General features: G+C 72.2%; 21 protein-coding genes and 1 pseudogene. 13 read left to right on the forward strand and 9 right to left on the reverse strand.

The annotated features are described in order from the left end of the window. Nucleotides 1-12: 12 nt before the first annotated feature. From G6R25_RS03240 to G6R25_RS03250, 3 genes are all read right to left on the reverse strand, one after another. On the reverse strand, nt 13-666 hold the full coding sequence (locus tag G6R25_RS03240; RefSeq protein ID WP_235947333.1) for an SDR family NAD(P)-dependent oxidoreductase: 654 nt from the start codon (nt 664-666) through the stop codon (nt 13-15). A 256-nt stretch (nt 667-922) separates the two neighbouring features. Beyond that, the gene (locus G6R25_RS03245; protein ID WP_235947304.1) at nt 923-1693 is read right to left on the reverse strand and encodes a 3-hydroxyacyl-CoA dehydrogenase family protein; all 771 of its coding nucleotides are present in this window, start codon (nt 1691-1693) and stop codon (nt 923-925) included. Next, nucleotides 1690-2700: a hypothetical protein gene (locus G6R25_RS03250; protein ID WP_163551678.1), complete on the reverse strand. Its 1011-nt coding sequence runs from the start codon at nt 2698-2700 to the stop codon at nt 1690-1692. Before G6R25_RS03250 ends, G6R25_RS03245 begins: the two co-directional genes overlap by 4 nt. A gap of 104 nt (nt 2701-2804) precedes the next feature. On the opposite strand from G6R25_RS03250, the gene G6R25_RS03255 reads away from it, so the two are divergent. The 11 genes and pseudogenes from G6R25_RS03255 to G6R25_RS26110 all read left to right on the forward strand — a co-directional run bounded on the left by G6R25_RS03255 (nt 2805) and on the right by G6R25_RS26110 (nt 13478). Further along, a complete protein-coding gene (locus G6R25_RS03255) occupies nt 2805-4235 on the forward strand; it encodes an AMP-binding protein (protein WP_235947306.1) in 1431 nt (476 codons plus the stop codon). Continuing rightward, the gene (locus G6R25_RS26095; RefSeq protein ID WP_235947310.1) at nt 4174-4443 is read left to right on the forward strand and encodes an AMP-binding enzyme; all 270 of its coding nucleotides are present in this window, start codon (nt 4174-4176) and stop codon (nt 4441-4443) included. Before G6R25_RS03255 ends, G6R25_RS26095 begins: the two co-directional genes overlap by 62 nt. A 78-nt stretch (nt 4444-4521) precedes the next feature. Continuing rightward, entirely contained in the window at nt 4522-5139 is a 618-nt protein-coding gene (locus G6R25_RS03260; protein ID WP_136449137.1) for a TetR/AcrR family transcriptional regulator, read from the forward strand. Nucleotides 5140-5855: 716 nt separating this feature from the next. After that, nucleotides 5856-7889: a branched-chain amino acid ABC transporter permease gene (locus G6R25_RS03265; protein WP_235947312.1), complete on the forward strand. Its 2034-nt coding sequence runs from the start codon at nt 5856-5858 to the stop codon at nt 7887-7889. A gap of 23 nt (nt 7890-7912) precedes the next feature. After that, nucleotides 7913-8395, forward strand: a pseudogene (locus G6R25_RS29440) (ATP-binding cassette domain-containing protein); the annotation flags it as partial. Nucleotides 8396-8512: 117 nt separating this feature from the next. Further along, nucleotides 8513-8638 (forward strand): ABC transporter ATP-binding protein C-terminal domain-containing protein, encoded by a 126-nt coding sequence (locus G6R25_RS29445; protein WP_336500499.1) that lies wholly within the window; start codon nt 8513-8515, stop codon nt 8636-8638. Further along, nucleotides 8635-9444 carry an ABC transporter ATP-binding protein gene (locus tag G6R25_RS03275; RefSeq protein ID WP_235947318.1) on the forward strand — a complete coding sequence of 270 codons (810 nt, stop codon included), beginning with the start codon at nt 8635-8637 and terminating at the stop codon, nt 9442-9444. Before G6R25_RS29445 ends, G6R25_RS03275 begins: the two co-directional genes overlap by 4 nt. Beyond that, nucleotides 9437-10471: an acetyl-CoA C-acyltransferase gene (locus G6R25_RS03280; RefSeq protein WP_473246872.1), complete on the forward strand. Its 1035-nt coding sequence runs from the start codon at nt 9437-9439 to the stop codon at nt 10469-10471. Before G6R25_RS03275 ends, G6R25_RS03280 begins: the two co-directional genes overlap by 8 nt. Beyond that, nucleotides 10417-10677 (forward strand): hypothetical protein, encoded by a 261-nt coding sequence (locus G6R25_RS31220; RefSeq protein WP_473246873.1) that lies wholly within the window; start codon nt 10417-10419, stop codon nt 10675-10677. Before G6R25_RS03280 ends, G6R25_RS31220 begins: the two co-directional genes overlap by 55 nt. A gap of 97 nt (nt 10678-10774) precedes the next feature. Next, nucleotides 10775-13300 carry a CoA transferase gene (locus G6R25_RS31225; protein ID WP_473246874.1) on the forward strand — a complete coding sequence of 842 codons (2526 nt, stop codon included), beginning with the start codon at nt 10775-10777 and terminating at the stop codon, nt 13298-13300. After that, nucleotides 13287-13478, forward strand: a complete 192-nt coding sequence (locus G6R25_RS26110) for a hypothetical protein (protein ID WP_235947320.1) — start codon at nt 13287-13289, stop codon at nt 13476-13478. The genes G6R25_RS31225 and G6R25_RS26110 overlap by 14 nt, the downstream gene beginning before the upstream one ends. Nucleotides 13479-14204: 726 nt before the next feature. Here the strand turns inward: G6R25_RS26110 and G6R25_RS03300 are convergent. Further along, complete coding sequence (locus tag G6R25_RS03300) at nt 14205-15377, reverse strand: amidohydrolase family protein (protein WP_163551680.1); 1173 nt, start codon at nt 15375-15377, stop codon at nt 14205-14207. A gap of 318 nt (nt 15378-15695) precedes the next feature. On the opposite strand from G6R25_RS03300, the gene G6R25_RS03305 reads away from it, so the two are divergent. Together G6R25_RS03305 and G6R25_RS03310 are read left to right on the forward strand one after the other, a co-directional pair. After that, nucleotides 15696-17024, forward strand: a complete 1329-nt coding sequence (locus tag G6R25_RS03305; protein ID WP_235947323.1) for an ABC transporter substrate-binding protein — start codon at nt 15696-15698, stop codon at nt 17022-17024. A gap of 117 nt (nt 17025-17141) precedes the next feature. Next, nucleotides 17142-17282, forward strand: a complete 141-nt coding sequence (locus tag G6R25_RS03310; RefSeq protein ID WP_163551684.1) for a hypothetical protein — start codon at nt 17142-17144, stop codon at nt 17280-17282. A gap of 375 nt (nt 17283-17657) precedes the next feature. Here the strand turns inward: G6R25_RS03310 and G6R25_RS03315 are convergent, their stop codons facing one another. The 5 genes from G6R25_RS03315 to G6R25_RS03335 form a co-directional block, all read right to left on the reverse strand. Next, nucleotides 17658-17969 carry a hypothetical protein gene (locus G6R25_RS03315; protein WP_163551686.1) on the reverse strand — a complete coding sequence of 104 codons (312 nt, stop codon included), beginning with the start codon at nt 17967-17969 and terminating at the stop codon, nt 17658-17660. A gap of 27 nt (nt 17970-17996) precedes the next feature. After that, nucleotides 17997-18722: a Phenylacetic acid catabolic protein gene (locus G6R25_RS03320; protein ID WP_163551688.1), complete on the reverse strand. Its 726-nt coding sequence runs from the start codon at nt 18720-18722 to the stop codon at nt 17997-17999. A 118-nt stretch (nt 18723-18840) separates the two neighbouring features. After that, on the reverse strand, nt 18841-20001 hold the full coding sequence (locus G6R25_RS03325) for an acyl-CoA dehydrogenase family protein (protein WP_163551690.1): 1161 nt from the start codon (nt 19999-20001) through the stop codon (nt 18841-18843). A 75-nt stretch (nt 20002-20076) separates the two neighbouring features. After that, nucleotides 20077-21207 carry a TIGR03857 family LLM class F420-dependent oxidoreductase gene (locus tag G6R25_RS03330; RefSeq protein WP_163551692.1) on the reverse strand — a complete coding sequence of 377 codons (1131 nt, stop codon included), beginning with the start codon at nt 21205-21207 and terminating at the stop codon, nt 20077-20079. Further along, complete coding sequence (locus G6R25_RS03335) at nt 21204-21554, reverse strand: hypothetical protein (RefSeq protein ID WP_163551694.1); 351 nt, start codon at nt 21552-21554, stop codon at nt 21204-21206. The genes G6R25_RS03330 and G6R25_RS03335 overlap by 4 nt, the downstream gene beginning before the upstream one ends. Between the last annotated feature and the right edge of the window lie 12 nt (nt 21555-21566).

Genomic DNA, 21566 nt, shown 5'->3' on the forward strand with positions numbered 1-21566 from the left:
CGACGGCCCGGGTCAGGTCGGGAGGTGCCGGCTCGGGAGCGGGGCGCCGCCGCCGTCGACGACGAGCGTCTGGCCAGTGAGGTAGGACGCCGCGTCGGAGCACAGGAACAGCACGACGGTCGCGATCTCGTCGGCGCTCGCCCAGCGCCGCAGCGGGATGCCGGCCGCCGTCGCCCGGCGAAACCGCTGGTAGCCCTCGTCGCCGAGGGCCGTTACCAGCGGCTGCCAGATGTCGGTGTCGACGAAGCCGGGCGCGACGGCGTTGACCCGCACCCCCCGATCGCCCCAGGCGGTGGCCAGATTCTGGGTCAGGGTGTTCAACCCGCCCTTCGTCGCCGCGTAGACGGCCTGTTCGACGTCCCCGCCATACGCCGCCGCCGACGACATCGTGACCACGCATCCCCGCTGGCGTAGCAGGGACGGCGCGAGCCATGAGGTCAGCAGAATGACGTTGCGAAGGTTGAGGTTGAGCTGCAGGCCCAGCGGCTTCGCGGTGATGGCCTCCGGCGGTTGGTGCCAGCCGAGCCCGGCGTTGTTCACCAGGATGTCGACGTCGCCGAGCTCCGCCAGGGCCTGGTCGGCCACCCGCCGCACGTCGGCCTCGACGGTGAGATCGGCGCTGATCGTGACGGGCTTGTTGGCGAGCTGGTCGGCGACGGCGGCCAGGCCCGCGCCGCCGCGGGCGACGACGGCGACCCGCGCGCCCGCGGCGTCGAGGGCGCGCGCAGGCCGCGCCGATGCCTCGGCTGGCGCCGGTGATCACGGCGGCGCGGCCGGACAGATCAAAGGTGAGACCGGGCATCATGCGCTCCTGGGAATCGTGCGGGTGATGATCGTCCGGTTGGGGATCGGGCTGCGTCGGAATCGGGCTGCGCGGGGTCGGCAGGCGGCTCGGGGACTCGCCGGGTCGGCGACGAGGCGGCTACGTCCAGCCGGCCGTGGCTCCCTGAATCATCGTGAACGGCCCGACGGGCCAGCGGAAGCAGTCGACCAGCAACTGGTCGACGTCGCGTTCGGTGCTGACCCCCTCGGCGACGATCCGGCGCGCCTCGGCCACCGCCGCCCAGTAGACCCGGTTGGCGACGTAGCCCCAGGCCATCGGGGCGTCGCGCACGATGATCGGGTTCTTGCCCAGCCCGTGGGCGAGCCGGGTCACCGTCTCGACGGCGTCCGGGTCGGTGTGCTCGGTCACGACGATCTCGGCGAAGCGCATGATCTGCGCGGGCGACGACCAGTGCCAGCCGAGGACCCGGGTGGGCCGGTCGGTCGTCGCGGCCAGCGCCCCGACCGGGAAGCCGCTGGAGTTGGTGGCGAGGACCGCGCTGGCGGCGGCGGCCCGGTCGAGCTCGCGGAACACCCGGACCTTCAGCGCGAGGTCCTCCGGCACGGCCTCGATGACCACCGTCGCGCCGGCGACGGCCGACAGCTCGGACTCCCAGGCGATCCTCGTAGCGACCCGGTCGACGTCGGCGGCGGCCAGCTTCCCGCGCTCGACGGCGGCCCGCAGTCCGAAGCGGCCCTCGACGAGCTGGCGGCGGGCGCGCTCGCGGGCCGCGGCGCTGGTGTCGACGCAGACCACCGCGCCGCCGGCCACCGCCACCGCCTGCGCGATCCCCGAGCCGATCACCCCCGCGCCGATCACCCCCACGGTCCCCACGGCACCGACGCCGGCCGGGTTGTCGCCGGCGGTCATGCGGCGGTCGCCAGTCGGGAGGTCAGCGCCGCCACCTCGGCGCCCGTCTCCGCCAACGGCCCCTCGGCCGGTCCGGCCGCGCCGACCGGCGGCCACGCCCGTCGGTCGGCGACGATCCACAGCTCCTTCGACCCGCTCGGGCCGGGGCGCGACTCCCCGTGCCAGGTGCCCTCCTGCTGGAGCCGGAAGCCGAGTCGGCCGAGCTCGACCCCGCTCGGCCGGCCGGTGAACCGGCTCGTCCGGCTGTCGGGCCCGTCCGCCGAGCCGTCGGGCCCGTCCGGCTCGCCGATCCGGCAGGATCCCTCGACCACGAGTCGGACCAGGTCGGTGCCGAGCCGGAAGGCGGGCAGCGCGGCGGCGCCCGGCGGCCGGTCCCAGCACAGCAGGAGCACCCCGGACTCCCGGTGCCCCAACGCGACGGCGGCCAGCCGGCTGCCGTCGCAGAGCATCGACCAGCCCGTCGTGTCGGTGAAGCCGGCGTCGACGTGGTTCGGGCGCAGGGCGGCGCCGAAGCTGTTGACGATGGCGTGCGGGACGTCGGCGTCGCGGGGGAGCATCGCCACCCCCTCGAGGCTGACGTCGTCGGCGAGGGCGGTGTCGGCGAGCCGTTGGAGCTGCGCGTCGGTCAGGTAGGGCTTGAGTCCGCGCCGGTCGGCCATCAGCAGGAGCTGGTTGGTGCCGACCTCGTCGGTCCAGTACTCCGGTCCGTAGAAGGCGTCGGCCTGCTGGAGGCGGAACTCGCCGTGGGCGTAGCTGGTGCCGCCCACCCGGATCGGTTCGCCCAGGGCCATCCGGAAGCTGTCGCTCTTGTGCAGGTGCACGGGGGCCTTGCGGGGAAAGATTCGGCCCTCGATGGACATCGCGACGACGGGGCCTGCGCCTGGGTCACCCATCCGCAGGATGGCCCCGCTGAGCAGGCCGTCGTCGGGTACCGGACGGCGGATGTCCCGGATGACGCCGTCGACGTGGCCGTTGTGCCAGGTCGCGGATCCGAGAAGAGTGATCATGAGGGACCCCCAGGGGATGTATGTTTCTTCGACTCGTGGGTTGACAATAATACGGCGGGGCTCCTACGGTCTGCGGGTCGCCGCCGCGAGGATCGAGGGATGACATGCCGATCAGTTCCATCGCCGACCTGATTCGCACCCATGGCGCCGGGCGCGGCGGCCAGCCCGCGCTCACCGCCGACGGCTGCACCGTCACCTTCGCCCAGCTCGACGCCCGCTCGAACCAGGTGGCCCAGGCTCTCGCCGGCGAGGGGGTCGGCGCCGGCGACCGGGTCGCCTGCCTCGACACCAACGCCGCGCAGTACTACGAGCTGCTCTTCGGCGGGGCGAAGCTGGGGGCGGTGAACGTCGCGGTGAGCTGGCGGCTGGCGCCGGCCGAGATCGCCACGATCATCGCCGACGCGCAGGCCCGGGTCCTCGTCGTCGGCGCGGCGTTCGCGGCGAGCGTCGAGGCGGTCGAGGCCGACCTGCCTGGCGTCAAGAAGATCATCGTGGTCGGCGGCTCGACCCGCCACCAGGACTACGACGAGTGGATCGCCGCCGCGCCCGCGCTCGATCCCGGAGTCTGTGCGAAGCCCAACGACGTGCGGATCCAGCTTTACACCTCGGGCACCACCGGCCTGCCGAAGGGCGTGATGCTGACCGAGCACAACCTGCTGTCGCTGCTGCGGATGGGCGGGGAGACGCTCGACCTCGGGCCCGACACCGTGAACCTGGTCGCCATGCCGCTGTTCCACATCTCCGGCAGCGGCTACTCGCTCAGTGGCTTCCACGCGGGCTGCCACACGGTGCTGCTGCGCGAGGCCCACCCCGACGCGATCCTGCGCTCGGTGGTCGAGCACGGGGTGACGAACCTGTTCGCGGTGCCCGCCGTGCTGCGCACGATGCTCGGCGTGCCGGGCATCGCCGACCTGGACCTGTCGTCGTTGCGCACGATCACCTACGGCGCCTCGCCGATCTCGCTGGACGTGCTGGTCCGGGCGATCACGACGTTCCGTTGCGACTTCGTGCAGGTCTACGGGCTGAGCGAGACCGCGGGCACCGTGACCATGCTGACGCCGGAGGATCATCGCCGGGCCCTCGAGGCCGCCGGGACGGGGGCGGCCGGGACGGTGGGCGCGAGCGGGACGGTGGGCGCGAGCGGGATGGCGGGGCGGCCGGGATGGCGGGGGCGACGGGGCGGTTACGCTCGGCGGGGCGAGCGGTGCCCGGGTGCGCATCGTCCCGCCGCACACCGGGGCCGACGCCGCCGCCGGGGAGGTGGGCGAGATCTGGATCTGTTCGCCGCAGAACACCCCCGGCTACTGGCGCAACCCCCGCGAGACCGCGGTGCTGCTCGAGGACGGCTGGCTGCGCACCGGGGACGCCGGCTACCTCGACCCCGAGGGCTACCTGTTCATCCACGACCGGGTCAAGGGCATGATCATCACCGGGGCGGAGAATGTCTACCCGGCCGAGGTCGAGAACGTCCTGATGTCCCATCCCGACATCGCCGACGTCGCGGTGATCGGGGTGCCGAGCGAGCGCTGGGGTGAGACGGTCAAGGCCGTCGTCGTCGCCGAGGCGGGCCGGACCCCGACGACCGCCGTCGTCGTGTCCTTCGCCCGCGCCCGGCTGGCCGCCTACAAGTGCCCGACCTCGATCGACCTGGTCGAGGCGCTGCCTCGCAACGCCGCGGGGAAGGTGCTCAAGCGTGAGCTGCGCGACCCTTACTGGTCCGGACGCGGGCGGTCCGTAAGCTAGATTTCGCCGATCACAATCTACCTGCTGGTCGGATGGTCGATATCGTCTCGGGGCGTGCGGAGCCCTGCGGAGGAACGCATGAACACGAGCCAGTCCGACCCGCCGCGCAAGCGGGGCCGCCCCCGCAACCTCGAGCCCAGCCAGGAGTACCGCGATCGGCTGGAGAACATCGTGCGGGTGGCGGCGGACGTCTTCCAGGCCCACGGGTACGAGGCCGGCTCGCTCGACGACGTCGCCGCCGCGATGGGCCTGCGCAAGGCCAGCCTCTACTACTACGTCAAGCGCAAGAGCGACCTGCTCCGCCTGGTCTTCGAACGCGCCATCACGGTGGCCCTGACCGAGGTCGAGACGCTGGCCCACCTCGCCGACCCGCGCGAACGGCTCGCCGCGCTCATCCGCCACCAGGCGCTGCTCGTCACGCGTGATCCCGCCCTGTTCGCCGTGTTCTTCGACCAGCGGGCCGGCCTGGAGCACGCCGACCTCGCCGACGTCGGCCGCAAGGAGCACCTCTACCTGCGCCAGTTCATCCTCACGGTCGAGGCCGCGATGGCGGCCGGGGTGATCGGACCGGGTGACCCCAGGCTCGTGGTCAACGCGATCATCGGCATGACGAGCTGGTCCTACAAGTGGTTCGACACCCGGCGCGACTCGCCGGAGACGTTCGCCGACACCTGCGTGGCCCTCGTCCTGCGCTGAGCCGGTGGGGGTCCGGGAAGGGCCTGGCTGGGACCGGAGGGGACCGAGTGGGGCCGGGTGATGGCCCCCCTGCCCGCGCGCCTGAGCCCGCGTCCATGTGACGCAGATTAATTTTTACTCGCGGGTTGACAGAAACCTGCGGCCCGAATACCTTGCTCCTACCTCGCAGGCCGCAGTGGTCGGCGGCCTCTCCGGGAACGCGATCGGCGTCCCGGGAGGCGGTCGGTTCCGGCGGTCACGGATGGCCGCCGACGCGCCTGCGGGCCCGCACGCGGGGCCGGCGGAGTCCACCGGCCCGCCCGCGCACCGCCGCGGCGCACCGCCACCGGTGACCGGGGCCTGCCAGCCCGCCGGGAACAGGAGCTTGGACACATGAAGCGACCCCGAACTCCCTTCGTACGATTACGCACGGGCGTTCCCGCTCTCGTGGTGGTGGCCATCCTCGCGGTGATCCTCGCCAAGGGGGACTACCGGGCCAACTTCTTCTCCGGCGGCGGGTTCGCCCTGGGGGCCCTGGTCGCGGCGATCGCCCTCGGCGTGGTCGTCACCTACCGTGGGTCCGGGGTGGTCAACCTGGCGGGGACGGCCGTGGCGATGTACGCCGCCTACGTCTACGCCGACCTGCGGGCCCGCGGTGACCTCTTCCTCCCCCGCTGCCCAACCCGCTCGCGCCCATCGAGGGCATCGTGCACCGGGCGGGCAACGACTCGTTCACGGTGCCGTATTGGCCCACCTCGGTGTCGTTCGGCGGCGCGATGGGGTTCTGGCCGGCCCTCGTGCTCGCCCTGGTGTTCTGCGCGCTGTTCGGCCTGGTGCTGCATTTCGCGGTGTTCCGGCCGCTGCGGCACGCGCCCGTCCTGGCCAAGGTGGTCGCCTCGGTCGGCGTGCTGCTGTTCCTGCAGGCCGTCGTCGTCCGGCGGTTTTCCACGACGACCCAGGTCGTCGGGCCGCTGCCGTTCGTCGACAAGACGCAGGTCGACCTCGGCCTGTCCAAGATCACACAGGAGCAGCTCTTCGTCGTCTGCCTGGTGCTCGTGCTCGCCGTGGCGCTGTGGGCGCTGTTCCAGCGCAGCCGCTTCGGTCTCGCCGTGCGGGCCGCCGCCGAGAACGAGAAGGGTGCCACGGTCCTCGGGTTCTCCGCCGACCGGCTCGCCGCGGCGACCTGGGTGCTGTCCACCGTGGTGACCGGGCTGCTCGGCATCTTCGTCGCCTCGGTGAACTCCTCCGTCGACCCGAACACCATGCCGGCGCTGATCGTCCCGGCCGTCACCGCGGCCCTGGTCGGCGGCTTCACCTCCTTCGGGTGGACGACGCTGGCCGCCTTCGGCCTCGGCATGCAGGTCTCGCTGGTGACCTTCCTCGGCGCGAACGAAAGCTGGTTCCCGAAGGCCGACGGGCTGCCCGTGCCCGGGGTCGACCTGCTCGTGCCGCTCGTCGTCATCGTCGCGGTGCTGGCCCTGCGCGGGCAGTCGCTGCCGACCCGCGGGGTGCTGGGGCCTGGCCGGCTGCCGTTCTTGCCGACGGCGCGGCCGTGGTCGCTGCGCTACGGCGGTCCGGGGCTGGCCGTCGTCGCGCTGATCCCCGGCGTGTTCTTCCTGTCGCCGGCGATGCGCGACGGGCTGACGAACACGCTGACCGGCATCGTCATCTGCCTGTCCATCGTCGTCCTCACCGGCTACATCGGGCAGATCTCGCTGGCCCAGACCAGCTTCGCCGGCCTGTCGGCCTACACCGTCGCGAGCCTGTCGACGCACCACGGCTGGCCGTTCCCGCTGTCCATCCTCGCCGGCGCCGCGGTCGCGGTCGTCGCCGGCGTGCTCGTGGCGCTGCCCGCGCTGCGGGTGCGCGGGGTGCACCTCGCGATCGCCACCCTCGCCTTCGCCGTCGCCGTCGACAAGGTCGTGTTCGCCAACTCCTGGATCAACGGCGGGTTCGACGGCGCGACCGTGACGACGCCGGCGCTCATCCGCTCCCAGGACACCGCCACCCACCACGTCCTCGGCGTCACGATCGGGGACGGCACCCAGCCCAACCCGCTGACCCTGGTGTTCTGCCTCGTCGTCGTGGTGGCGCTGGGCTACCTCGTCGCGAACCTGCGCCGGTCGCTGACCGGGCGCCAGATGCTGGCCATCCGCTCGAACGAGCGGGCCGCCGCCGCCGCGGGGGTCAACGTGGCCGCCGTTAAGGTGCTGGCCTTCGGGGTCTCGGCGTTCATCGCCGGGGTCGGCGGCGCGGTCATCGCCTACCGCACCGGCAACGTCACCCCCGACAAGTTCCTGTACGACAAGTCGCTGATGTTCTTCGCGTTCGCCTACCTCGGCGGGATCGCGAGCGTCACCGGCGCGGTCACCGGCGGCCTGCTCGTCGGCGGCGGGCTCGGCTTCACGGTCCTCAACCGGGTGTTCGGCCTGCCCGACGAGTTCGTGCTGCTGCTCGGCGGCCTCGGCCTGGTCGTCACCGCCGTGCTGAACCCCGAGGGCGTCGCCGGCAAGGCCCGCACCGGCCTGCTGGCCCTGCAGCGAAGATTCCGACCTCCTACCCCGGTGGACCCACCCGCCCGGGTGGACCCACCCACCCCGGCGGAGGCGGCAACCGGTCCCGTCTCATCCACCGAGCCCGCCGCGTCTACCGAGCCCGCCGCGACTGTCCCGTCTGCCGCGGCCACCCCGGCTGCGTCCGGGGCCGCTGCCGGCTCGCACGTGAGCGGATCCGCCGGGGCGACGCCCGCGGTGGCGGGGGAGGCCCGATGACCGAGCTGTTGCGCACCGAGGCGATGAGCGTCGTCTACGGCGGCCTGCACGCCGTCAACGGGCTGGACCTGCGGGTCGACGAGGGCCGTCTGGTGGGGCTCATCGGCCCCAACGGCGCCGGTAAGACGAGCTTCATCGACGGCATCTCCGGCTTCACCCGGACCCAGGGTGCGATCTACTTCCGCGGGAAGCGCGTCGACCGCGAGCCGGCCCACCGCCGGGCCCGCCTGGGCCTCGGCCGCACCTGGCAGTCGCTGGAACTGTTTGAGGACCTCACCGTCCGGGAGAACCTCTAGGCCGGCGCCGAGCGGCAGACGGTCGGCGGGTTCCTGCTCGACCTGGTCCGTCCCGGCCGCCGCCGCGACCAGTCCGACGTGGACTGGGCGCTGGACGTCCTCGGCATCGCCCACCTCGCCGACCGGCTGCCCACCGAGATCAGCCACGGCCAGCGCAAGCTGGTCGGCGCCGGGCGCACCCTCGCCGCCCGGCCCGCGCTGATCTGCATGGACGAGCCGGCCGCCGGGCTCGACACCACCGAGTCGGAGCAGTTCGGCCGCCGGCTACGCCGCATCGTCGAGGCCGGCGTGTCGATCCTGCTCGTCGACCACGACATGGGGCTGGTGATGGGGGTGTGCGACGAGGTCTACGTCATCGAGTTCGGGACGAGGATCGCCCACGGCACGCCGACGGAGGTCGTCGCCGACGAGCGCGTCCGGGCGGCCTACCTCGGCACGAAGGCGGGTACATGAGCGCACTGCTGGAGATCGACGGGCTGTACTCCGGCTACGCCGGCGTCGCGATGGTCCGTGACCTGAACCTGACCGTGCACGCCGGGGAGATTGTGGCCCTGCTGGGCCCGAACGGGGCGGGCAAGACCACGACGCTGCTGACCACCTCGGGCCTGAACCCGGCGATGAAGGGCGACATCCGGGTCTTCGGCCGCTCGATCCGGGGCCGCCCGGCGCATCGGGCACCCCGCGAGGGGCTCGCCCACGTGCTGGAGGACCGCTCGCTGTTCTACCAGCTCACGGTGGCCGAGAACCTCCGGCTTGCCGCCGCGCGCAGCCGGGGCGACCTCGACCGGGCGCTGTCGTACTTCCCGGCGCTGGAGCCGCTGCTGGGCCGGCGGGCGGGGCTGCTGTCCGGCGGCGAGCAGCAGATGCTGGCCATGGCCAGGGCCCTGACCTCGAAGCCACGCCTGCTGATGGTGGACGAGATGAGCCTCGGTCTGGCCCCCGTCATCGTCGAACGCCTGCTGCCGGTGCTGCGCCGCATCGTCGACGACACCGGCGCGGGGGTGCTGCTCGTCGAGCAGCACGTGCACCTCGCCCTGGAGGTCGCCGACCGGGCCGCCGTGCTGGTCCACGGAGATCTGGTCGCCAGCGGCACCACCGCGGAGATCGCCGGGCGTGCCGCCGCCCTCGAAGAGACCTACCTCGGCGCCGACGCCAGCCCCGATGCCAGCCCCGATGCCAGCCGTACTGCCGGCCCCGACGACCGTCCCGACGACCCGGAAACCGACCCGGAAGCTGACCGGAAGGATCACGATGAGTGAGGCCTGGATTCTCGACGGCGTGCGGTCACCCCGCGGCAAGGGCCGGCCCACCGGCTCGCTGCACCACCTGCATCCGCAGGAGCTGCTCGGCCAGCTCCTGCGCGCGCTTGCCGACCGCGTCGGCTTCGACCCGCAGCTCGTCGACGACGTGGTGATGGGCAACGGCAACGCTGTCGGCGACTACGGCGGCGACATCGCCCGGATGGCGGTACTCGCGGCCGGCTGGCCGGACACGGTGGCGGGCGTGACGCTGAACCGGTGGTGCGGGTCCGGTCAGCAGGCCGTCACCTTCGCGGCGATGGGGGTGGCGTCCGGGCATCAGGGGCTCGTGCTCGCCGGCGGCGTGGACATGATGTCGCGCTGGCCCGCCGAGGAGGGGCCGATGGACTTCTCGGCCGGCAACCCGGCGGTGCGGGCCAGGTTTCCGCAGGTCCCCCAAGGGGTGTCCGCCGACCTGATCGCGACGATCGAGGGGTTAACCCGCGACGACGTCGACGCGTTCGCCGCGCGCAGCCAGCAGCGGGCCGCCGCCGCGATCGAGCAGGGCCGCTTCGCCCGCAGCGTGGTGCCCATCGTCGACGCCGACGGCTCCGTCGCTCTCGACCATGACGAACATCCCCGGCCGGGCACCGCTCCGCAGACGCTGGCGAAGCTGGCGCCGTCGTTCGCAGCCCTGGGGCGCGCCGTGTTCACCGACTACGGGTACGACCGGGCCTTCGGCGAAATGGTCCGCGACGTCTACCCGGACGTCAAAGAGGTCGACTACGTCCACCACGCCGGCAACTCGTCGGGCATCGTGGACGGCGCGGCCGTGCTCGCGCTCGCCTCGCCCGAGTTCGCGCGGGCGCACGGCCTGCGCCCGCGGGCCCGGGTGGTGATGAGCGCGGTCGTCGGCGCGGAGCCGGTGATCATGCTGACCGCGCCCGGCCCGGCCCGGCCTCGCGCCGCTGCCTGGCGCGGGCCGGGATGGCGGTGGACGACGTCGACCTGTGGGAGATCAACGAGGCGTTCGCCGCCGTCCCGCTGAAGACGATGCGCGACCTCGATCTCGATCCCGAGAAGGTCAACGTCAACGGCGGGGCGATCGCGCTCGGCCATCCGATCGGCGCGACCGGCGGCATGCTCCTGCAGACCGCCCTCGACGAGCTGGAACGCCGCGACCTCGCGACCGTGCTCGTCACCATGTGCACCGGCGGCGGCATGGGGACCGCGACGATCATCGAGCGGATCTGACCGCGCCGAGCAGGTCTGGACGAAAGCGCCGCAACGGCGATCAGGGTGGCGGGCGGGTCCGCGGGGATCCGCCCGCCCCGGGGTGTGGAGGCAGACGATGGGCAGAATCCTCGAGGGCATCAAGGTCGTGGAAGTGGCGATGTTCGCGTTCGTGCCGTCGGCCGGCGCCGCGCTCGCCGACTGGGGCGCGGACGTCGTCAAGATCGAGCATCCCGAGACCGGTGACCCGGTTCGGGCGTTGTCGTCCTACGGCTTCGGCCCCGGCGACGGCGGCGTGACGACACTGTGGGAGGTGTTCAACCGCGGCAAGCGGGGCGTCGGCATCGACATCGCCACCCCCGACGGGCTCGAACTGCTGATGTGCCTCATCGACGAGGCGGACGTGTTCATCACCAGCTTCATGCAGCCGGCCCGGGAGCGCCTCGGCATCGACGTCGACCAGGTCCACGCCCGCAACCCGCGCATCGTCTACGGCCGCGGCACCGGCCAGGGGCCCGTCGGCCCCGACGCGGACAAGGGCGGCTTCGACGGCATCTCCTACTGGAGCCGGTCGGGGGCCAGCACCGCGTCGGTGCCGCCGGGCTACGACTTCCCGATCCTGCTGCCCGGCCCCGCCTACGGCGACATCCAGAGCGGGATGTTCCTGGCCGGCGGCATCGCCGGGGCGCTCTACCAGCGGGAACGGACCGGCCGGGGCAGCGTCGTCGACGTGTCGCTGTTCGGCTCCGGGCTGTGGGCGATGCAGCCCTCCATCGCGGGCGCCGCGGCGATCGGCGCGGACAACATCGTCCAGCTCGACCGCCGCCGCCCGCCGAACCCGCTGACGAACCTGTACCGGACGGCCGACGGCCGCTTCTTCGTGCTCGGGATGTTACAGGCCGACCGCTACTGGCCCGGCCTGTGCGCGGCGCTCGGCCACCCGCAGCTGGCCGTCGACGAGCGGTTCACCACCCTGGCCCTGCGCACCGAGCATTCCGAGGCGTGCGTCGCGGCCCTCGACGCCGCCTTCGCCGCCATGAGCTACGACGAGCTGGTCAAGGCCCTCGACAGCCAGGGAGGGCCAGTGGTCGCCGATCGCCGTCCCCGGCGACACCCTCACCGACCCGCAGGCGCTGGCCAACGGCTACGTCCAGCAGGTCGACTACCCGGGCGGCGCGCGGCTGCCGCTGGTCCCGGTGCCCGCCCGGGTCGACGGCGACCTGCCCGTCCTCACCCCGGCGCCCACCCTCGGGGAGCACACCGACGAGGTCATCACGGCGCTCGGCCGCTCCGAGGAGGAGCTCATCAACCTCAAGATCGCCGGCGTGATCTCCTGATGACCGCCGTCACCCGCGGGATCGACGCGGGCGTGCTGCGCTCGCTGCTGGCAGCGGGACGCAACCCCACCCTCGCCGCTTCCGCTCCCGCCCTCGCCACCTCTGCCCTCGCCGAGGTCGACATCGTCGACCTGCACCGGCTCAAGGGCGGCTACTCCCGCGAGATGTGGTCGTTCGACGCGGTGACCCACGACGGTGTGGTCCACCCGCTGATCCTGTGCGCGGACTCCGCCGCCGGCGTCGTCGGCGCGGGCGGGCGGACCCTCGGCCGCCCCGCGGAGGCCGCTCTGCTGCACACCCTGCACGCCGCAGGCCGGCCGGTGCCCGATGTGGTGGGCAGCGGCGACGGCGTGGCAGGAGGTCCCGGCGAGGAACTCGGCCGCCCGTACCTGGTGATGGAGCGATGCAGCGGCACGGCCGCGATCGGGCCGCTGCACCGCGACCCCTGGTATGTGCGGCACCGGGCGGAGCTTGCCGCCTGGTACGCCGAGACGCTGGCCGCGATCCACGCCGCCGACGTGCCGGCGGACATCCTCGGCGGCCGGCCGGACCCGGCGCGGGTCGCCGGCGGGGAGCTGGCCAGGTGGAGCGGCGAGCTGTGCGCGACCCCCCAGGCGCACACCGCCGTGCTGGACCGCGCGCTGGGCTGGCTCGCCGCGAACCCCCCACCCCCGCCCGAGCGGGTCACCCTGCTTCACGGCGACTACCGGACCGGCAATATCCTGCATGGTCACGGTGACGGTGACCCCAGCGGGCTGCGCACGGTGCTGGACTGGGAGATGGCCCACTTCGGGGACCCGCTGGAGGACCTCGCCTGGGCGCAGCTCGTCTGCTGGCGGGTCGGTACCGACCGGGTCGGCGGCCTGGTGGACCTGGTGCGCTGGCCGGAGCTCTACGGCGCCGCCGCCGGCCGGGCACCCGACCTCGCGGCCCTGCGGTGGTGGGAGGTGCTGGGTTCGGTGAAGATGGCCTGCCTGGTGTGGCGGGCCGCCGAGGCCGTCGCCGCGCCCGCCGAGCGCGCCCTGCTGGAACGCCTCTTCGCCGACCTGGGTACCGAACTCGACCGCCGCCTACTGCCGCCTGACCGCCGTCCCGCCGCGCCGCGACCGGCCGGACCGGCACCGACGGACGTGGTACGGGCGGACGCAGCCCAGGCGGACGCGGTACTGGCGGGCGGAGCACAGGCGGACGGAGCAGCGATGACCGACGGGGGACGGCGGGCCGACGTGGGGCCCGCGACGGAGTCGTTCGAGGTGCGGGGGGTGCGTAACGGCGGTCGTCTGGGACCGAGGCGTGCTCGACGGTGACCCGCCCACCATCGACCTCGTCGAGGTCGAGGCCGATCTCGTCGCCGAGTCCCGGCGCGATCCCCTCCAGCGTCGCCGCGACGGGGGCGGCGGTGGCGGCGCGGCCGCGGTCGCAGTGAACGATCCCGAGTCCGCGTTCGCGCTCGTAGTCCGCACCTGGACCGGGTCGTCCAGGTGACGACCCCGGCACGGCCCCGGCCGTCGCGCTAGCCGATCGAGTTTTCTCTACCCTCCGATCTACCCTCCGACCACGAGCATGCGCCGGTGACAGGCCGGCCGAGGTGGGCGGGCGGGATGGGTTGCGGTGCGGTCTGCGTGATCCGCTGGTGTCGGACCGCGCAGAACGCACCGCACCGGCCCCCGCCCCGGTGCCGACGTACTCGCGGTACCGCTCCACGCATCCGAGCGCCGGTCCAGTCTGATGATCACGATGTTCCGCAGAACTGCGCCACGGTCCTCGCGCCTGCGTGGTTGTTCGCCGAGGCCCGGGTCGAGGCTCGGCCATTTAGTTACTTGCGGTGACGGGTGAGTGGGGGCGTGCGGGGGGCCGGTGTCATGTGGTCCTTTGGTATGGACAAACAGGACGCCGAACCCACCAGAGGAACCACATCGGCGCTCACCCACGCATCCATCCCGAACACCCGCCAGCCGCCGCCACGCTCCGCGGTCGCCGCCGCGGCCCGCTCGACCTCTGAGGCATCACCGACGCGCCGCCCCGACCTCGGACCGGTCCTCCCGCCACCGCCACCGCCACGAACCACGAACCACGTGACACGGTCATTCGGATTCCGCGGAACCGCGCCGTGCTGCCGGGCCAGGAGATCGACGGAAGGCCCGGGCACCGCACGGTGCCCGGGCCTTCTCGGCGGCCGGTGGGCCGGTGGCTGCGGCCGGGTCGTGCGGTTCAGGTGAGGTCGTAGAGCTTCATGGCGTTGTCCTGCAGGATCTTGCGCAGCACGTCGTGCGGGAGGTCGCCGAGCTTGTCGTTGATGAACTGCCGGGGTGGCAGCGCCGAGCTCACCGGCCCCGGCGACATGCTCGTCGGGTGCGGGAAGTCGGTCTCGTACAGGATGTTGTCGGCGCCGACATAGTCGATCGCCGTGCGCAGCGTGGGGCCGTGCTCGAACCAGAAGCAGGCGTAGATCTGGCGGCGGAAGTACTCGCTGGGCAGCAGGTCGTACTCGGGGTGCTCCTTGGCGACGCCGCACTCGGTCCACATCCAGTCCAGCGCCTGCAGGGTGAACGGCACCCAGCCGACGCCGCTTTCCACCGAGACGAACTTCAGGTCCGGGAAGCGGTGGCACACACCGGCGCCGATGAGGCTGCCCACGGTGCGGGCGTTGCCGAGGAAGAACGTCATCGGGAAGGTGGCGTAGTTGGCGTGGACCCCGGCGGAGGGATGCAGCAGCTGCGGCATCGTGACGTCCCCGCTGCCGATGTGGAAGTTGACCGACAGGCCCATCTCCTGGGCCGCCGCCCACAGCCGGTCCCAGTGCGGATCGGTGAGCATGGGGGAGCCGAAGTCCTCGGGCGCCTGGGAGAACACCATGCCCTTGTGCCCGAGCTCCGCGCAGCGGGTCATCTCCTGGATCGACAGGTCGATGTCCCAGAACGGCACCGTCATGACCGGGACGTAGCGGTCCGAGACCCGGCGGAAGTCCGCCAGCCAGTCGTTGTACGCCTGTAAGAGAAGCAGCGCCAGCTCCATGTCGCCGAAGTCGGTGTAGCGCCCGGCGCCGAAACCGGCGACGTTCGGGTAGAGGACCTCGGCGTGGATGCCGTAGTCATCCATGATCTCCAGGCGGCCCTCGGGCTGCCAGATGCGCGGGTCGACCATGTCGAGCTGGGCGGGGAACTTCGGGGGCGGCTCCTTCCAGCCGGCGATGGCCAGGCCCGCGGCCGGGCTGAGCACCTTGCCGCCGGCGACCCACCACTCGATGCCGCCTGCGTCGCGTTCGACGTGGGGCACGCGGTCGCCGTACTTCGACGGGACCCGGGACGTCCACAGGTCGTAGTGCTCCACGACGTGGGTGTCGCAGTCGATGACCTTGAGGTCGAGTTCGTCGATGAGATCCACGATGTACCCCTCACGCGGGACCGGGAACGCCCCCGGTCGGGACGGTGCGCACTACCTGCACGGGACGATAGGTGAGACGCAGATTACAGTCAACCGACAGGTCGAATAAATTCGGGTCAGGTTGGAGGGTGTCGGCCAGCCGGCCGATCGGACCGGCGATCGGGCCGGCGATCCGGTTGTCGAGGGGTCCGCCGGCGGGGCTCTCGATTAATTCGATCGACTGGTGGACTAAATTATTGCGGGGTCGTACGGTGCTCCCACCCGTCGGCCACTGGGGGCCGGCGCAGGTGGGAGGCGGTACCGGTGAGAGGTCGATCTGTGGCGGGGGCGCTGGCGCTCAGTTCCCTGCTCTTAGCCGCGGCGTGTTCGTCGTCGGGTTCGTCCGGGGGCGCCGCGAACGGTGCCGGCGGTGCCGGCGCCGGGGAGGTGAGCTCCGCGCCCGTCGCCAACAGCGACAACAACGCCTGGGCGCTGCGCTACACCGGCGGCTCGGCCGGCGCGGCGAAGGGCACGCCGTACAAGATCGGATTCGTCAGTCAGGACACCTTCCTGCCGTCCGCCACGCAGGGCGCGAGGGCCGCGGTGGCCTACGTCGACGCCGAGCTCGGCGGTGTCGGCGGCCGGCCGATCCAGCTGGTCTCCTGCTCGGTCAACGTGCCGGAGGACGCCGCCCGCTGCGGCGCCCAGCTGGCCAACGACGCGTCGCTGTCGCTGGTGATCGTGGGCGGCCTCAGTGTCGGCAACAAGGAGTTCTACGACGCCGTGGGCGGGCGCAAGGCGATCCTCATCGGCAACGCCCTGGCCAGCGAGGACTTCGTGACGACCCGCGGCGTCGCCTACACCGCCGGCTCGCCCGGGGTGCTGATGGGCATGGCACGCTTCGCCGTGGAGGAGCTCAAGGCCCGCACGGTGGCCGGCATCGTCCCGGACACCCCCGCCGGCCGCGCCGCCGCCCAGCAGCTCGTGAAGCCGATCCTGGACGCCGCCAAGGTGAAGTTCCGGCCGGTGTTCATCAGCCTGCAGGCCACCACCCCGGACCTGACCACGGCGCTACAGGCCAGCGGCGCGGGCAGCGCCGACGCGCTGATCACCGCCTTCCCGTCGAGCAGCTGCATCAGCATGTACGACGCGATCCGCTCGCTCGGCATCAAGCCCAAGGTGATTACGACCGACCAGTGCGCCGACGTGCCCGTGCGTGCGCACCTCAAGAGCGTCGGAGCCGCTGACACCGTGCCCGACGGCTGGTACTACGCCAACTACGGTTACAACTTCGACCTGCCCGAGGTCGACTCCGGGATGAAGACCTACCAGTACGCGGCGTCGAAGTACGCCAAGCCGCTGGGCAGCGCCCCCGTCGAGCTGCGCGGCTTCAGCGGGCCGACGTTCGGCACCGTGATGACCGCCGCCAAGATCGTCAACCAGGTCGGCGTGGACAAGGCCACGTCCTTCGACGTCGTCGACCGGGCGCTGCGTGGCTTCACCGGTCCGGCGATGCTCCAGGTCGGCCCGCTCAAGTGCGGCCAGGCGCCGTTCGTCGCCGTCTGCGGTCACCAGATCGGCGTCGACCAGTACACCGGCGGCAAGTGGACGAGCGTCCGCGACGGCCTCAACGACAAGCCGGTCAACCTGCTGGCCCCGGTGAGCTGACCCCCCGCCTACCTTCCGGGCTCCCGGTCGACCCCGCCCCCCGCCGGCCGGCGCCCCGCAGGCCTTGGCCGACCCGTACAGCCAGGTCGTGCACTTCACACCGCGGAGCTCACCGCGATGGCTGCGGCCATCCGCGATCTGATCGCCGACTACCGCGATCGTGAGATCCAGTCGGGATCACGACCGGCGGGCACCGCGCCCGTCGCGGTCATCGCGCGACTGTTCCCCCTGCTCGACGACCTCTCGTCGAATCGCTGATCGACCGGTTCCCGAGGCCGCTGTCGCCCGGCCTGCGGCGGGCCGGCAGAGGACCGTCCTCGCTGGGTCGGGTGGGAGCCGGTTCTGCGGAACACCATGATCGGCTGTCGGCTTCGGGTCGGAGGCAGATCGACGGTCGGCGCGGGATCGGGGGCGGAGGCCATCCGGTTTGGTGATTCGTGGCGGTTTTCTGTCGGTGGCGGGTGGGACGACACCCCCGGCCCGGTGATCATGAAGATGACGGCTCCGCCAACCGATAAGTCATACCCGTCCAGGGACACTTCCCGGTAGCGGGGCCGATCAGACCGTGACACTGGGACCGCGGTGGCGAGACCGCGCCGGGCCGGAATCCCCCCCCGGTGGTTCGCGGGTGGGTCAGCGCTGGACGCCGACGGACTGCCACACCCGGAGCAGGACTTCCTCGTCGGGGGCGTCGAGTGACCACTGCCACGGCTTGGCGAAGACGAAGACCTGGGCCTCGTGATGGGTCGGGTCGCTGCCGTCGAGCATCGTGATGGTCACGCTCTTGTCGCCGGTGAGGACGAAGAAGACCTCACGGTACTGCCCGAGGTGGACGTCGAGCACGACGGCGTCGGGGCCGTAGCGGTGGACGTCGACCGTCCGGGTGCGCGGCGTCGCGGGGCCCGGTGCGGGATCGGCGGGGGGTGGCGCCCCGTCCTGCCTCATGACCGCTCCTGCCTCATGCGCGCGCCCTTACAGGAAGCGGCGGTTCGCTGTGTCCGCGGGAACGGTGATGCCGATTTCCTCCAGCAGCGGACGGGTGTCGGCGATGTACTGCTGGCGCAGCTGGGCGTTGTTGAGCTTGCGCAGGCCCCAGCGGACGTAGGCGTCGCTGAACTCCGAGTCCGACCGGCCGAACATGTCCAGCGCGGCCGGCCACCAGATCTTTATCTTCTCGTTGGCCTCCGCCAGCCCGGCCGGATCGGCGCACACCCGGCGCAGGTTCGACAGGCCGAACGTCGCGTGGAACACCTCGTCCTTGTGCAGGCGTTCCGCCACGTTCAACAGGGGCTCGTAGGGCACGTCCTCCCACGTCTCCCCGATGTAGCAGCCCACCCGGTCGCCCAGGGCGTTGAAGTACGCCATGTCGCAGAACGTGTCGATGGGCAGGTGGAACAGGTACTGCTTGATCGGCTGCTTGATCGTGCCGACGCCCAGGCCCGCCAGGATCCGCGCCGTGATGACGCCGTGCTCGACCTCCTGCTGCATGAGCTTCGCGAAGGTCGTCTTCAGCCGCTCCTCGGGAGCGAGCGTCATGCAGCGTTCCCACAGGTGGCTCAGCAGCTCGGTGTAGTGCCGGTTCGTCGAGTTCTCCAGGTGGTGCACGAGCATGCGCACCAGCAGGTCGGAGAACTCGCTCGGGATGTCGGCATCGTTCTCCCGGTACACCCGACGCTCGCCCACCATCGCATCTCCCATGACCTCATCGTAGGAAGGTCCACCATTATTGTCAACTCACGAGTCGAATGAAATCAGCACTGCTTATCCGGAGGGATAAATCGGACGCGGAAGTCTCCGGATAAGCAGGTGGCCGGGTTCAGGGGGCAGTGGGGTCGTCGAGGCGCAGCGCGCGACCCACGACCTCCTTCATGATTTCGCTGCTGCCGCCGAAGATCCGGGTGATCCGCACGTCGCGGTACATTCGGGCGATGGGGTACTCCTCCATCCACCCGTAGCCGCCGTGCAGCTGGACCCCGGCGTCGACCGCGTCGAACTCCAGCTCCGTGGCCAGCAGCTTCGCCGCGGCGGCGTCCTGCGGGGTGAGCGTGCCGGCGATCCTGGCCTGGACGCAGCCGTCGACGAGCGCCTGGACGGCGAGCGTGCGGGCGTGCAGGGCCGCCAGGACGAACCGGGTGTTCTGGAAGCTGCCGATCGTGGTGCCGAACGCCGTGCGGCTGCGCACGTACTGCCTGGTCAGCTCCTGGGCCCGCCGGGCGCTGGCGACGCTGCCGACGGCGATGGACAGCCGCTCGGCCGCCAGGTTGCGCATCAGGTAGTGCAGCCCGCGGTGCTCCTCGCCGAGCAGGTTCGTCGCCGGCACCCGGGCGTCGTCGAAGAACAGCTCGGCGGTGTCCTGCGCGCGCAGGCCGACCTTGTCGAGCTTGCGTCCCCCGGCGAAGCCGGGGATGGCGCGCTCCACCGCGAGCAGGCTGAGCGAGCTCCGCCCGGCCGCCGGGTCAGTCTTGACCGCCACGACGACGAGGTCGGCGAGCAGACCGTTGCTGATGAAGGTCTTGGCGCCGTTGACGACGAAGCGGTCGCCGTCGCGGATGGCGGTCGTGCGGATGCCGCGCAGGTCGCTGCTCGCCCCGGGCTCGCTCATCGCGATGGCGGTGACGGTCTCGCCGGAGCAGTAGCCGCGCAGCCAACGCGCCTTCTGCGCGTCGCTGGTCAGGCCGACCAGGTAGGGGGCGAGCAGCTCGTTGTGCAGCGACAGCCCGAGTCCGGTGATGCCACCGAACGCCAGTTCCTCGGTGACGATCACGTCGTAGCGGGGGTCGTTCAGCCCGGCGCCGCCGTACTGCTCGGGCACGGTGAGCCCGAGCAGGCCCATCTCGCCGGCCCGGCGCCAGGCGCTGCGGTCGACGACGCCGGCACGCTCCCACTCCTCGTGGTGCGGCTGGCATTCCTTCGTGACGAAGGTCCGCAGCAATTCGCGGAACTCTTCGTGTTCGGCCTCGAAGAGCGTGCGTTGCATGACGGCGACTCCTGTCTGTGCTCCTTGCGGGCCTGGTTGCTCGTCGCGGGACGGGGTAGCTCCTCGCGGGGCTGGTCAGCCGGCGGCCGCGCCGCCCGCGGCGGCGAAGGCGGGTGCGGCGGCCGGACGGGAGTGCAGGGCACCCCAGACGGCGGCCATGGCGGCGGCCTCGGCGGGGGAGGCGCCATGCACGAGCACCTCGTCGGCGCCCGCCGCGCGGTAGTCCGCCGCCCGCCGCGCGCATGCGGTGTTGGACCCGATCGCCGCGCCGGTGTCGAACCACTGCGCGGGGATCAGCTCGGCGGAGTCCACCAGCCGGTCGCGGGTGACGGCGGTGTCCGCGATGCCGCGGCCGGTCAGGGTGGGATGGGCCCGCAGCCGGTCGAGCACCGCCGGGTCCCAGCCGTTGCGTTCGACCAGCAGCTCCCCGAGGCCGCGGACCTGGAAGTAGCTGACCGCCTGCGCCCGCACCGCGAGGTCCGCCCGGTCGGGCGGCAGGTCGGGCGCGGCGACGAGGGTGGTGATGACCCGGACCGACGCCGGGTCGCGCCCGGCCCGCGCCGCGGAGCTACGCACCGCCGCCACCGCGGCGGCCACCGCGTCGACGGTGAGGAACGGGTGCAGGATGACCCCGTCGAACACCCGCCCGGCGAGGTCGAGCCCGCGTGGCCCGATGGTGCCGAGGACGACCGGCGGCGCGCCGTCCGCGGGCAGGTCGGAGAAGCGCATCCCGCGGAACGACCCCGCCGCCCCCTCCTCTCGGATCGCCTCGCCCGTCCACAGCCGCCGCAGCATGCCCACCAGGTGCTCCAGGCCGCGCAGCGTCGGCGCCGCGACGCCGAGCGAGGGCGCCAGCGCGCCCAGTCCCCGGCCGAGCCCGAGGACGAACCGGCCGCCGCTCATCGTGTGCGCAGTCGCCGCCAGCGCGGCGATGGTGAGGGGATGGCGGGTGCCCTGATGGATCACGGCGGTCCCGACGCGACACCGCTCGGTCGTCGCGGCGAGTGCCCCGCAGACCACCCCGGCCTCCTTGAGGTCGAGCCGCTCGCTGACGTAGACCGCGCCGAAGCCGGCCCGCTCGGCGTCGCGCGCCTCCCGCAGGGCGCGGGCGGGGTCGCCCGCCCGCCCTGGCAACACGTAGACGCTGAGGTCGTCGTGCACGCTGAGGTCGTCGTGCACGCCATCGCTGTGGTCGGCGGATGTCATGATTCGATTCCCTCGGCTTCGGTCGGATCGGTCGACGGGGAGGCAGCCGGGGCGGCCCGGATCTCGTCGGGTTCGTCGAGCTCGCTGGGGTCGTTGAGCTCGTCGGGGAACAGCTCGTCGGTGTGGCCGACGTAGCCCAGCGCGAGGAACAGGTACATCTGGGCCGTCTCCAGCGCCCGCTCGATCGCCGGCGACAGGGCGCCTTCCCGCTCCCGGGCCAGGAGGGCGTGCAGCGCGAGCAGGCGGGCGCGCTGCCGCTCGACGTCGGCGCCCAACCCCGGTCCGGTGTTCGGGTTCGGTGGTGGGAGCGGGTCGAGATCCGTGCGGGTCCGTGTTCCCTGTGCCACGCCAGTCACCGT

The organism is Candidatus Frankia alpina, from assembly GCF_902806485.1.
GTDB lineage: Bacteria > Actinomycetota > Actinomycetes > Frankiales > Frankiaceae > Frankia > Frankia alpina.